Raw genomic sequence first — 13,649 nt, 5'->3', positions numbered from 1 at the left:
CCGCCCCCCGGGGGGGCGGGGGGGGGGGCCCCGGCCCCCCCCCCCCCCCCCCCCGGGCCCTGATCCCGCGTCAGGCGGCGGCGACGAGCACCTCGGCCGGCTCCAGGGCCAGCTTGAGCACCTCGCGGACGTCCGCCACCGGGTGCACGGTGAGCCGCTCCAGCACCTCGGCCGGGACGTCGTCCAGATCGGCCTCGTTGCGCTTGGGGATGATCACCGTGGTGATCCCGGCCCGGTCGGCGGCGAGCAGCTTCTGCTTCACCCCGCCGATCGGCAGCACCCGTCCGGTCAGCGACACCTCGCCCGTCATCGCCACGTCCGTGCGCACCTTGCGGCCGGAGAGCAGCGAGGCGAGCGCGGTGGTCATGGTGATGCCGGCGCTCGGTCCGTCCTTGGGGACGGCCCCGGCCGGGACGTGCAGGTGCACGCCGCGGTCACGCAGCGAGGTGACCGGCAGCTCCAGCTCGGCGCCGCGCGAGCGCAGGAAGGAGAGCGCGATGTGCGCGGACTCCTTCATGACGTCGCCCAGCTGCCCGGTCAGGGTCAGCCCGGTGCCGCCCGTCTCGGCGTCGGCGAGCGAGGCCTCGATGTAGAGGACGTCGCCGCCGGCGCCGGTGACCGCGAGGCCGGTCGCCACGCCGGGGACGGCGGTGCGCCGCTCGGCCGGCTCCTGGGCGGCCTCCGGCACGTGGTGCGGGCGGCCGATCAGGGCGCGCAGGTCGTCCGCGCCGATCACGGCGGGCAGCTCGCGCTCGCCGAGCTCGGCCTGCGCGGCGATCTTGCGCAGCACCCGGGCGATCGAGCGCTCCAGGTTCCGCACGCCGGCCTCCCGGGTGTACTCCCCGGCGAGCCTGCGCAGCGCCGCCTCCTCGACGCCGACCTGTCCGCTGCCGAGCCCGGCCCGCTCCAGCTGGCGCGGGAGCAGGTGGTCGCGGGCGATGACGACCTTCTCGTCCTCGGTGTAGCCGTCGAGCCGGACGAGCTCCATCCGGTCGAGCAGCGGCTCGGGGATGGCCTCCAGCACGTTGGCGGTGGCGAGGAAGACGACGTCGGAGAGGTCGAGCTCGACCTCCAGGTAGTGGTCCCTGAAGGTGTGGTTCTGCGCCGGGTCCAGCACCTCCAGCAGGGCGGCGGCCGGGTCCCCCCGGTAGTCGGAGCCGACCTTGTCGATCTCGTCGAGCAGGACGACCGGGTTCATCGAGCCGGCCTCCTTGATCGCCCGCACCAGGCGGCCGGGCAGCGCGCCGACGTAGGTGCGCCGGTGGCCGCGGATCTCGGCCTCGTCCCGGACGCCGCCGAGCGCGACCCGGACGAACGTGCGGCCCATCGCGCGGGCCACCGACTCCCCGAGCGAGGTCTTGCCGACGCCGGGCGGCCCGACCAGGGCCAGCACCGCACCCCCTCGGCGGCCGCCGACCAGCCCGAGCCCCTGCTCGGAACGGCGCTTGCGCACCGCGAGGTACTCGACGATGCGGTCCTTCACGTCGCCGAGGCCGGCGTGGTCGGCGTCCAGCACCGCGCGGGCGCCGGTGATGTCGTACGCGTCCTCGGTGCGCTCGTTCCACGGCAGCTCCAGGACGGTGTCCAGCCAGGTACGGATCCACGAGCCCTCGGGCGACTGGTCGGACGCGCGCTCCAGCTTGTCGACCTCCTTCAGCGCGGCCTCGCGGACGCCCGCGGGCAGGTCGGCCGCCTCGACGCGGGCACGGTAGTCGCCCTCCTCGTCGGCCGGGTCGCCGTTGAGCTCGGCCAGTTCCTTGCGGACGGCCTCCAGCTGGCGGCGGAGCAGGAACTCCTTCTGCTGCTTGGCCACGCCCTCCTCGACGTCCTTGCGGATCGTGTCGTTGACCTCCTCCTCGGCGAGGTGGTCGCGCAGTAGCGCCAGCGCGTACTCCAGGCGGGCGACCTGGTCGGCCTCCAGCAGCACCTTGAGCTTCTGCTCGGCGGTGGCGAAGGGCGCGTAGCCGATGTTGTCGGCGAGCTCGCCGACGCCCTCGATCCGGTCCACCCGGTCGACGATCTGCCAGGCGCCGCGCCTGCGCAGCCACTGGGTGGACAGCGCCTTGTACTCCTTGACGAGCTCGGCGGCCCGGCCGGCCACCGGCATGCCGACCGAGGACTCCCGGAACGGCGTGGTCTCGACCCAGAGGGCGGCGCCGGGGCCGGTGGTGCCGGCCCCGATCCGGACCCGCCGCACGGCGCGCACCAGCGCCGCCGGCTGCCCGATCGCGTGGGGGCCGTCGGCCAGCCGGCCGACCTGCTCGACGGCGGCCAGCGTGCCGACCGCCGCGTACGAGCCGTCCACCCGGGGGACCAGCAGGACCTGCGGCTTGTCGGCGCCGCCGGCCGCCGCGCGGGCGGCCTCCACCGCGGCGCGCACCTCGGTGTCCTTCAGGTCCAGCGGGACGACCATGCCCGGCAGGACGACCTCGTCGTCGAGCGGCAGCACGGGCAGGGTGAGCGGTGCGGACGTCGATGCCATGATCTCTCCCCAGTCAGCGAACTTGAGTCGACCTGACTAAGGCTTCGGGGGCGCCGGATGTTCCCCGACCTTTGTTCGCCGTGAGCGAACGGAAAAGGGGTGCGGGCGGAGGCGGCGGGAAGGTCGTCAAAAACCCCCGAACGAGTTAACGGACGTCCAAGACCGGGGCGCCGCCGGCGGCCGCGGCCGGCCCGGGACCGGCCTCCGGAAGCTCCGCGCGCAGCGGGCGCGGCCCGCGCCGGGGGCCGTGGCGCAGCCAGCGCCACAGCGCCACGCCGGTCAGCACCGCCACCGGGTGGCCCACCGCGGTGACCAGGTCGTTCTCGGTGACGATCTGCTCGGCGATCAGCGCCGCCGCGCCGCCCAGCGCCAGCAGCCGCCCGCGCCAGGAGAGCAGCCCGGCGAGCGCGCCGAGACTGACCAGCACGCCGTAGCTGACCCCGATGTCCAGGTAGTCCATCGCCGCGGACTCCAGGTGCCCGGTCTCCACGGCGGTGATCACCACCGCCTGGGACAGCAGCGTGGCCGTCACGTGCCCGATCGCGAAGACCGCCGCCGCCCGCCGGGAACCGACCCGGCGCTCCAGCGGCGCGACGGTGAAGGCGAATCCCCAGAGGTACGGCATCCACACCGAGCCGGCCACCCAGAAACCACTGAGCAGCAGCGCCCGCAAAGGGTGGTGCAAAAGATTGTGGCCGTCCGAACTGGAGGCCTCCTGCAGCCGCAGGACGAGATCCGGATCCGCGAGTTCGGCAAAGGTCGTGGTGGCGCCCACCACGGCGAGATATCCGAGGGCGAAAGGGTTGCGCCGGGGCGTCGGCACCCGGGCCAGCAGCCACTCGGCCACCCCGGTGCGCAGCCCGAGCCGGAGCATCCCGTACGGCGGTCCGGCCCACGGCGGGCACGGCCCCGGGCGCGGTCCCACCGGTCCGCCACCGCGCCGCAGTCCAGCCATGCCGCCTCCGCTCCACGCCCGCAGCAACCGGTCCCCGGCTCCCGCCCGGGGGAACCAACGTACCGGCGCGCGTCCGCAATCCCTCCCGCGGGGCGTTGTCGTGATCACGTTACGTCGAGGTTCTGAGAACCAGCTGAGAAAAGCCCGTGAAGACCGGGGAACCGGCCGACCGGCCGGATTCCGGCATTGGTCCAGACCTACTTCCGTTTGACCCGTCAGTAACGGCCCTGACCGGCGACTTGGCGTCAACTCGACTGCATACGTACCGTTACGCAGTGAAAAAACGCCGGGTAAGGTATCGGCCCGTGCCCACTCGTGAGTGGGTCCGAGAGCGGGCCGGAACCGGCCCAACGGGCCGGAAACGTCCGGTCCACCTGCCGGGAGGCAGCCGCTGTCCGTACGCTGCGAAGTGCGCGGGAGAAGCGGGTGGCCGACCTCCGCCCTCCGATCCGCGCACGCGACGGGACGGCGGACCCGGCACACAGTCCACGACGGAACAAGACTACGAAGCGGAGCCCCGCCATCCCCACAGGTGGCCGGCCCGCAGCCCTGGGGGCGGTGGCGTGACCGTGACAGAAATTCAGCAGGACAACAGCAACAGCGGCGGCACGGTGAGCAGCCAGCGCAGAGTGCTGGTGGTGGAGGACGAGCCCACGATCGCGGAGTCGATCGCGGCCCGGCTGGGCGCGGAGGGCTTCAAGGTCGCCGTGGCCCACGACGGCCCCGGCGCGGTCGACGGCTTCCACACCTGGCAGCCGGACCTGGTCGTCCTCGACATCATGCTGCCCGGATTCGACGGCCTCGAAGTGTGCCGCCGGATCCAGGCCCAGCGACCGGTGCCGGTGCTGATGCTGACCGCGCGCGACGACGAGACGGACCTGCTGGTCGGCCTCGGCGTCGGTGCCGACGACTACATGACCAAGCCCTTCTCCATGCGCGAACTGGCCGCCCGGGTCAACGTGCTGCTGCGCCGCGTCGAGCGCGCCCAGCAGGCCGCCCGCACGCCCGCGCTCGGCTCGCTGCGCTTCGGCGAGCTGGAGATCGACCACGTGCAGCGCCGGGTGCGGCTCGCCTCGGGCGACGTCCACCTGACGCCGACCGAGTTCGACCTGCTCGCCTGCCTGGCCGCCCAGCCGCGCGCCGTGCTCACCCGCGAGCAGCTGCTGGCCGAGGTGTGGGACTGGACCGACGCGTCCGGCACCCGCACCGTCGACAGCCACGTCAAGGCGCTGCGCCGGAAGATCGGCGCCAGCTGGATCCGCACCGTCCACGGTGTCGGCTACGCGCTGGAGGCCCCGCTCTCCTAGCGGCGCCTCGGGCATCGGGCCTCCGGGGGGCCCGTGTCCCGAACCGCCGTACCCATGCGGGGGACCACAGGGACCAATGACCTTTCCACAGCAACGCAACGGCGACGCCGCCGGCACCCGGTCGCAGACCCTCGCCGCCCGCGCCGCCCGCCGGGTCTGGGCCGACATCCGGCCGCTCGACCCCGTCCGGTCGATCAAGGGCAAGCTCGCGCTGCTCGTGATCGTCTCCGTCTTCCTCGCCAGCGGCATGGTCGTCGTGGCGATGAAGTCCGAGACGCAGATCCGCATCATCATGATCTTCTCGATGATCGCGTCGCTGCTCTTCATGCAGTTCCTCGCGCACGGGCTCACCGCCCCGCTGCGCGAGATGACCGCGGCCGCCCGCGCGATGGCCTCCGGCGACTACAGCCGCCGGGTCGAGGTGAGCTCGCGCGACGAGATCGGCGAGCTGGCCGCCACCTTCAACCAGATGGCCGCCGACCTGGAGGCCGCCGACCGCCACCGGCGCGAACTGGTCGCCAACGTCTCGCACGAGCTGCGCACGCCCATCGCCGCGCTGCGCGCCGTGCTGGAGAACGTGGTGGACGGCGTGGTGCAGCCCAACCCGGCGACCCTCGGAGCCGCCCTGGAGCAGACCGAGCGGCTCGGCCGCCTGGTCACCCACCTGCTCGACCTCTCCAAGATCGACGACGGCGTGGTCGACCTCGACGCCCGCCCCTTCGAGGTGCGCGAGTTCCTCGACGGCGTGCTGCGCGGCGTCACCGTGGACGGCGCGACGGCGGGCGGGGCCTTCTCCCGGCGCGGGGACGTCCGGCTCGCGCTGGAGGTCAGCCCGGCCGGCCTGACCGGCGTCGCGGACCCGGAACGCCTCCACCAGGTGGTCGCCAACCTGGTCGACAACGCCTGCAAGCACTCCCCGCCCGGCGGCACCGTGACGGTGCGCGCACGGCCCGACGGCGAGCCCGGCGGCCTGCTGCTGGAGGTCGAGGACGAAGGGCCCGGCATCCCGCCGGCCGACCGCAACCGGGTGTTCGAGCGGTTCAGCCGCAGCGGCACGGCCACCGCCCAGGGGCCGGGCTCCGACGGCGGCACCGGCCTCGGCCTGGCCATCGCCCGCTGGGCGGTGGACCTGCACGGCGGGCGGATCGCGGTCGCGGAGTCCCCGCGCGGCTGCCGGATCGAGGTCCGGCTGCCCGGCCCGCGCTGACCCGCGGCGGCCGGCCCGCATGATCGTCTCGTGCGATCCCCCAAGGGAGGTCCCGAAGGGCTCCCGAGGGTGCGCAGTGGGGTTTGTGTCACAGATCCGACACAGACGTACACGAAGATCGTTCGAAGATTCGACCTGGCTTTTGTCCGTTTTCATCCCGATTTGCGGGGCGATCGGGCCTGGTCGGTTCCCCTCAGATGCGCGTTTCTAACGCACATTTTCGGCCAATCTGCAGGTCAGGACTGTGATCTGGACGACGCCTGCCCCCCGGGGACTGCGCGATCACTGGTCAGGGGCGTAGCCTTAATCCCCGCTGTCCAAACATCCCAAAAGGAAGCGGAAGAGGGCGGTTGCCGCCGTGTCGCCACAGTCCCAAGAAACCCCCAACAGCTCGGCTAGCTCCACTGGCTTCGGTCCCAATGAGTGGCTCGTCGATGAGATCTACCAGCAGTACCTCCAGGACCCGAACTCGGTCGACCGAGCCTGGTGGGACTTTTTCGCCGACTACAAGCCCGGTTCCGAGGTGACCCCAGTGACCCAGGCCGCGACCCAGGCCGGCCCCACGCCGACCCCTGCCGCTGCCCCCGCGCCCGCTGCTGCTCCGGCCGCCGCGCCCGCCCCCGCCGCGCCGGCCGCCCCGGCCCCGGTGGCGGCTCCCGCGCCGCTCGCCGCCGCGCCCGCCGCACCGCCGGCCCCCAAGGCCGCGGCCCCGGCCGCCCCCGCCGCTCCCGAGGCCACCGGCCCGGAGCTGGTCCAGCTGCGCGGCCCGGCGAAGGCCGTCGCCACCAACATGGACGCCTCGCTGGAGGTGCCGACCGCGACCTCGGTCCGCGCCGTCCCGGCGAAGCTGTTGATCGACAACCGCATCGTCATCAACAACCACCTGCAGCGCGCCCGCGGCGGCAAGGTCTCCTTCACCCACCTGATCGGCTACGCCCTGGTCCAGGCCATCAAGGCCCACCCGGGGATGAACCACAGCTACAAGGTGGAGGGCGGCAAGGCCTTCCTGGTCAAGCCCGAGCACATCAACCTGGGCCTGGCCATCGACCTGGTCAAGCCCAACGGCGACCGCCAGCTCGTCGTCGCGGCCATCAAGAAGGCCGAGACGCTCGACTTCTTCGGCTTCTGGCAGGCCTACGAGGACATCGTCCGCCGGGCCCGCGCCAACAAGCTGACCATGGACGACTTCACCGGCGTCACGGTCTCGCTGACCAACCCCGGCGGCATCGGCACCGTGCACTCCGTGCCGCGCCTGATGCAGAACCAGGGCACCATCGTCGGCGTCGGCGCCATGGAGTACCCGGCCGAGTTCCAGGGCTCCGCCCCGGAGACCCTGTCCCGCCTGGGCGTCTCCAAGATCATGACGCTGACCTCGACCTACGACCACCGCGTCATCCAGGGCGCGGCGTCCGGCGAGTTCCTGCGCGAGATCCACCGCCTGCTGCTCGGCGAGAACGGCTTCTACGACGAGATCTTCGAGTCGCTGCGGATCCCGTACGAGCCGGTCCGCTGGGCCACCGACGTCGCCACCACCCACGACGACGAGGTCAACAAGACCGCCCGCGTCATGGAGCTCATCCACGCGTACCGCGTGCGCGGCCACCTGATGGCCGACACCGACCCGCTGGAGTACAAGCAGCGCAAGCACCCCGACCTGGACGTCGTCCAGCACGGCCTCACCCTGTGGGACCTGGAGCGCGAGTTCGCGGTCGGCGGCTTCGGCGGCCAGAAGATGATGAAGCTCCGCGACATCCTCGGCCTGCTGCGCAACTCGTACTGCCGCACCGTCGGCATCGAGTACATGCACATCCAGGACCCGAAGCAGCGCAAGTGGATCCAGGAACGCCTGGAGAAGCCGTACTCCAAGCCCGAGCGCGACGAGCAGCTGCGCATCCTGCGCCGCCTGAACTCCGCCGAGGCCTTCGAGACCTTCCTGCAGACCAAGTACGTCGGGCAGAAGCGCTTCTCGCTGGAGGGCGGCGAGTCGCTCATCCCGCTGCTGGACGCCACGATCGACGCCGCCGCCGAGCACCGCCTCGACGAGGCCGTCATCGGCATGGCCCACCGCGGCCGCCTGAACGTGCTGGCCAACATCGTCGGCAAGCCGTACGCCCGGATCTTCGGCGAGTTCGAGGGCAACCTGGACCCGAAGTCGATGCACGGCTCCGGCGACGTCAAGTACCACCTGGGCGCCGAGGGCACCTTCACCGGCCTGGACGGCGAGACCATCAAGGTCTCGCTCGCCGCGAACCCCTCCCACCTGGAGACGGTCGACCCGGTCGTCGAGGGCATCGTCCGCGCCAAGCAGGACGTCCTGGACCAGGGCGGCACCACCTTCCCGGTGCTGCCGATCCAGATCCACGGCGACGCGGCCTTCGCCGGCCAGGGCGTCGTCGCGGAGACGCTGAACATGTCGCAGCTGCGCGGCTACCGCACCGGCGGCACGATCCACCTCGTGGTGAACAACCAGGTCGGCTTCACCGCCGCCCCGGCGTCCTCGCGCTCCTCGATGTACTGCACCGACGTGGCCCGCATGATCGAGGCCCCGATCTTCCACGTGAACGGCGACGACCCGGAGGCCGTGGTCCGCGTCGCGCGGCTCGCCTTCGAGTTCCGCCAGGAGTTCCACAAGGACGTGGTGATCGACCTCATCTGCTACCGCCGCCGCGGTCACAACGAGGCCGACAACCCGTCGTTCACCCAGCCGCTGATGTACGACCTGATCGACAAGAAGCGCTCGGTGCGCAAGCTGTACACCGAGGGCCTGATCGGTCGCGGCGACATCACCATGGAAGAGGCGGAGCAGGCGCTCCAGGACTTCCAGGGCCAGCTGGAGAAGGTCTTCGCCGAGGTCCGCGACGCGGCCCAGACGCCGGCCGTCGGCGCCGCCGGCAAGCCGGTCGCCGACTTCCCGGTCAGCATCCAGACCGGCATCTCCCAGGAGATGGTCAAGCGGATCGCCGCCTCGCAGGTCAACCTGCCGGAGTGGCTGACCGTCCACCCGCGCCTGTTCCCGCAGCTGCAGCGCCGCGCCGCCTCGGTCGAGGACAACACCATCGACTGGGCGATGGGCGAGACCCTCGCCATCGGCTCGCTGCTCATGGAGGGCCACCCGGTCCGCCTGGCCGGCCAGGACAGCCGCCGCGGCACCTTCGGCCAGCGGCACGCCGTCCTGATCGACCGCAAGACCGGCGAGGACTACACCCCGCTGCAGTACCTCACCGAGGACCAGGCCCGCTACACCGTCTACGACAGCCTGCTGTCGGAGTACGCGGCCATGGGCTTCGAGTACGGCTACTCGCTGACCCGCCCGAACGCGCTGGTCATGTGGGAGGCGCAGTTCGGCGACTTCGTCAACGGCGCGCAGACCATGGTGGACGAGTACATCGCCTCCGCCGAGCAGAAGTGGGGCCAGCACTCGGGCGTCACCCTGCTCCTGCCGCACGGCTACGAGGGCCAGGGCCCGGACCACTCGTCCGCCCGCCCGGAGCGCTTCCTGCAGCTGTGCGCGCAGAACAACATGACGGTCGCCATGCCGACGCTGCCGTCGAACTACTTCCACCTGCTGCGCTGGCAGGCGCACAATCCGCACCACAAGCCGCTCGTCGTCTTCACCCCGAAGTCGATGCTGCGCCTGAAGGCCGCGGCGAGTGCGACCGAGGAGTTCCTGTCCGGCTCGTTCCGCCCGGTCATCGGCGACTCCACCGTCGACCCGGCGCAGGTCCGCAAGGTGGTCATCACCGCCGGCAAGTTCTACTACGACCTGGAGGCGGCGCGCACCGAGCGCGGCGTCACCGACACGGCGATCGTCCGGGTCGAGCGGCTCTACCCGCTGCCGGTGGCCGAGCTCCAGGAGGAGCTGGCCCGCTACGGCGACAACGTCCAGTTCATCTGGGCGCAGGAGGAGCCGGCCAACCAGGGTTCCTGGCCGTTCATCGCGATGAACCTGGTCGACCACCTGCAGGTCGTCATCGGCCGCAGCGCCAACGGCTCGCGCCTGCGCCGCGTCGCCCGCCCGGCGGCGTCGTCGCCGGCGGTCGGCTCGGCCAAGCGCCACGCCGCCGAGCAGCAGGCCCTGATCGAAGAGGTCTACTCGATCTGAGGCCCTGAGCCAGGCTGACGCAACCGGCCCCCGTCCTCCCCTCGCGGGAGGGCGGGGGCCGTTTCGTTTGCGGCAGAACCGTTTCCCCACGATGCCATGTCAAGGTCGCAGCTCTGCAACCAATCGGATACCGGCGTGCCGGGCCCGCTGACGGATCGATAGGTTATGCCTCGCCAGATCGCTGCCCCGGGAGCCCCGTCACCGCGGCCCGGGCCGGTCGGACGACCTCACCGCTCTCCCAGGGGGATGACCCAGATGACCGCCGACACGCCGAGGGACGCCAGCAAGCTCCCGCCGGTCTTCCAGCCGCTGCAGCCCGACGACCCCCGGGAGGTCGGCGGCTACCGGCTCTTCGCCCGGCTGGGCGCCGGCGGCATGGGCCGGGTCTACCTCTCGTACACGCCGGGCGGGCGCCCGGTCGCCCTCAAGGTGGTCCGCCCCGAGTTCGCCGAGGACGGCGAGTTCCGCCGCCGCTTCGCCCAGGAGGTCAGCAACGCCCAGCGGATCCACGGGCTCTACACCGCGCAGGTGATCGACTCCGGCGGCCTGGACTCGGACGCCCCCTGGCTGGTCACCGCGTACGTGCCCGGCCCGTCCCTCCAGCAGGTCGTACGCGAGAACGGCGCGCTGCCGGTGCGCACCGTCCTGCTGCTGATGGGCGGTATCGCCGAGGCGCTGCAGGCCATCCACAGCGTCGAGGTGGTGCACCGCGACCTCAAGCCCGCCAACGTGCTGGTCGCCGGGGACGGCCCGCGGGTGATCGACTTCGGCATCGCCCGGGCCGCCGACGCCACCGCGCTGACCGGCACCGGCTACCGGATCGGCTCCCCCGCCTTCATGTCACCCGAGCAGGCCCAGGGCCGCCCGGTCACCCCGGCCACCGACGTGTTCGCGCTCGGCGCGCTGGCCGCGTACGTGGCCGGCGGCGCGGCGCCGTTCGGCGACGGCCCGGACACCGCCGTCCTCTACCGGGTCGTGCACGAGGAGCCCGACCTGGACGCCGTCCCGGCCGACCTGCGCGAGCTGGTCCTGCGCTGCCTGGCGAAGCTCCCGGAGGACCGGCCGACGCCCGCCGAGATCATCCAGGTCGCCCGCAACCACCCGGAGGTCGGCGGGCAGCTGCGGTTCGGCGAGGACTGGCTGCCGCGCCAGGTCAACACCGAGATCACCCGTCGCTCGGACCTGCCCAAGACGCCGCCCACGCCGGTGCCGGCCGTCCCCGCCACCCCGCCGACCCCGATGCCGGCCGTGCCCGCCACTCCCCCGCCGCCGACCGTCCTCCCGTCGCCCACCGGGCCGACCCACCCGGCCACGGCCGTCACCCACCAGCCGCCCGCGGGCCCCCCGCCCGGCTTCGTGCCGCCGCCGGTCGGCGCGTACGGCGCCCCGCAGCCGCCCACCGAGGCGCCGACCGCCCCGGTGCTCACCTCGCCGCCCACCGTGCAGCTGCGCAGCGAGCCGCCGACCTACGACACCCCGCCGCCCGGCCCGGTGGTCGCCGACGTCCCCGAGCCCGCCAAGCCCGAGCCGAAGGCCAAGAAGGGCGGGGTGTCCTGGAAGGCCCTGCTCGTCGTCGCCCTGGTGATGGCGATCGGCGGCACCGCGGGCGGCGTCTTCCTGATGAAGAAGCTGAACGACGGCAAGTCGACCGGCAACCCGCCGGCCGCCGCCCAGTCCCAGAGCCAGTCGGCCGCGCCGCTGCCGACGTCGGGCGCCGTCACCGCCCCGGCCACCGGCGCGAGCCCGTCCTCCGGCAACACCCCGGTGACGGCGCCGACGGGCAAGCCCTCCACGCCCGGCGCCACCGTCTCGGCGCCCGCCCGGCCCAGCGGCTACACCCCGGCACTCGACAAGGTCTCGCTCGCCATCCCCGGCGCCGAGTACACCAGCGACGCCTACCGGATCGACCTGAACGCCGGCAAGGTCGTCCCGCACGACACCAACCTGAAGTGGGGCTTCGGGCTCGGCAAGGCGAACTGCTGCGGCGGCCGGGCGGACGCCTTCTCCGCCTACGGGGACAACGCCTCCGACTTCGCCGTGATCAGCGAGGCCAGCGTCACGCCGGAGCAGTGCGCGAGCGCGATCGACTCCCGCCCGGACACCGACCTCAGCTTCAACCACGTCCCGGCCGGCCGGCTGCTGTGCATCCGCGACCGGGTGACCCAGAACATCGCCGTCGCCGTCGTGGAGGTCGCCGACGCGAGCACCGGGGCCGCCAAGGTGACCATCAGCTCCTGGCGGGCCAACGGCCAGGCCGGTCTATCCTGACCAGGTCAACCCCCATCCGACCGGAGCGAACCGTGTACTTCACCGACCGAGGCATCGAGGAGCTGCAGAACCGGCGCGGCGACGAGGAGGTCACCTTCGAGTGGCTGGCCGAGCGCCTGCGCGAGTTCGTCGACCTCAACCCCGACTTCGAGATCCCGGTCGAGCGGCTGGCCACCTGGCTGGCGCGGCTCGACGACGAGGACGACGAGTGACGCGGTGAACCGCCCGCGAGAGGCCCGGAGGCTACTGCCCTCCGGGCCTCTCGCGTTGTCCCGTAGGGGTGGCCTCAGGGCCGCGTCCGGGCCGGGATCAGGGGCCGAACCGCTTGCTTTTCCCGCCACGCGATATATCGTCTTCAGCAGGGAACGCGATACATCGCGAGTCGCAACGGGAGGCGGCAGAGATGAGCCAGTGGACGGTCGAGGGACCCGACAGCATCACCATCGACGAGGCCGTGCGCACGGTCAGCGTGCGGGTCGTCGACGGCACCGTGAACGTGGTGGCGGCCGACGGCCCGGCCCGCCTGGAGGTCACCGAGCTGCGCGGCGAACCGCTGCACGTGACGCTGGTCGACGGCGTCCTCACGGTCACCTACAAGGACATCAGCAGCTGGGGCGAGGTCGGCGACTGGCTCAAGTCCGCCACCTCGATCAAGAGCTTCTTCGGCTCGCTCAAGAACAAGCGCGTCGCCGGCGTCACCCTGACCGTCCCGGCCGGCACCGAGGTCAAGGTGGGCACCGTCTCGGCCGGCGCCACCGTCTCCGGCTTCGCCGGCCACGTGTCGGTGCAGAGCGCCAACGGCGACGCCACGCTGGTCGGGCTCAGCGGCCGCACCGACGCCAACACCGTCTCGGGCGACGTGGACGCCCAGTCGGTGGGCGGCCAGCTCAAGGTGAACACCGTGTCCGGCCAGCTCACGGTGGTCGCCGGCACGGCCGAGCGGATCCAGGCCAACTCGGTCACCGGCGCGGTCACCCTGGACCTCGACGTGCTCACCCCGGCCGACATCAAGGTCACCACGGTCAGCGGCCAGGTCGCCGTCCGGCTCCCCTCGCTCGCCGACGCCCGGGTCGACGCCGGCTCCACCAGCGGCGACGTCTCCAGCACCTTCGACCAGCTCAAGCTGGGCGGCAGCTGGGGCGCCAAGCGCCTGTCCGGCCAGCTCGGCGACGGCCAGGGCAGCCTCGCGGTGACGACCGTCTCCGGCGCCGTCACGGTGCTGCGCCGCCCGGACGCGGAGGACGAGGAGCCGGTGGTGGTCCGCGAGCTGCCGGCCGGCCCGAGCCTCGACAAGCCCGCCGGACCCGACCTCACCAAGGAGGCGTGAG

At 72.5% G+C, this 13,649-nt stretch carries 8 protein-coding genes; 6 read left to right on the top strand and 2 right to left on the bottom strand.

The window, feature by feature from the left end; all coding sequences use genetic code 11:
* Positions 1-70: 70 nt before the first annotated feature.
* Entirely contained in the window at positions 71-2,482 is a 2,412-nt protein-coding gene (gene lon / locus ACFV4G_RS10450; RefSeq protein WP_380438577.1) for an endopeptidase La, read from the bottom strand.
* Positions 2,483-2,627: 145 nt separating this feature from the next.
* Complete coding sequence (locus ACFV4G_RS10445) at positions 2,628-3,437, bottom strand: rhomboid-like protein (protein WP_380438575.1); 810 nt, start codon at positions 3,435-3,437, stop codon at positions 2,628-2,630.
* Positions 3,438-4,006: 569 nt separating this feature from the next.
* On the opposite strand from ACFV4G_RS10445, the gene ACFV4G_RS10440 reads away from it, so the two are divergent.
* The 6 genes from ACFV4G_RS10440 (at position 4,007) to ACFV4G_RS10415 (ending at position 13,648) form a co-directional block, all read left to right on the top strand.
* Complete coding sequence (locus ACFV4G_RS10440; protein WP_326846781.1) at positions 4,007-4,744, top strand: response regulator transcription factor; 738 nt, start codon at positions 4,007-4,009, stop codon at positions 4,742-4,744.
* 76 nt (positions 4,745-4,820) lie between these two features.
* A complete protein-coding gene (locus ACFV4G_RS10435; protein ID WP_380438574.1) occupies positions 4,821-5,951 on the top strand; it encodes a sensor histidine kinase in 1,131 nt (376 codons plus the stop codon).
* Between the two features lie 358 nt (positions 5,952-6,309).
* Entirely contained in the window at positions 6,310-10,053 is a 3,744-nt protein-coding gene (locus ACFV4G_RS10430; RefSeq protein WP_380438572.1) for a multifunctional oxoglutarate decarboxylase/oxoglutarate dehydrogenase thiamine pyrophosphate-binding subunit/dihydrolipoyllysine-residue succinyltransferase subunit, read from the top strand.
* Between the two features lie 255 nt (positions 10,054-10,308).
* Positions 10,309-12,321: a serine/threonine-protein kinase gene (locus tag ACFV4G_RS10425; protein WP_380438570.1), complete on the top strand. Its 2,013-nt coding sequence runs from the start codon at positions 10,309-10,311 to the stop codon at positions 12,319-12,321.
* A gap of 32 nt (positions 12,322-12,353) precedes the next feature.
* Complete coding sequence (locus tag ACFV4G_RS10420) at positions 12,354-12,533, top strand: DUF6104 family protein (RefSeq protein WP_063347844.1); 180 nt, start codon at positions 12,354-12,356, stop codon at positions 12,531-12,533.
* 191 nt (positions 12,534-12,724) lie between these two features.
* The gene (locus tag ACFV4G_RS10415; RefSeq protein WP_380438568.1) at positions 12,725-13,648 is read left to right on the top strand and encodes a DUF4097 domain-containing protein; all 924 of its coding nucleotides are present in this window, start codon (positions 12,725-12,727) and stop codon (positions 13,646-13,648) included.
* Position 13,649 lies beyond the last annotated feature (1 nt).

This window comes from Kitasatospora sp. NPDC059747 (assembly GCF_042732955.1).
Taxonomy (GTDB): domain Bacteria; phylum Actinomycetota; class Actinomycetes; order Streptomycetales; family Streptomycetaceae; genus Kitasatospora.
This window is presented reverse-complemented; position numbering and strand designations above follow the sequence as displayed.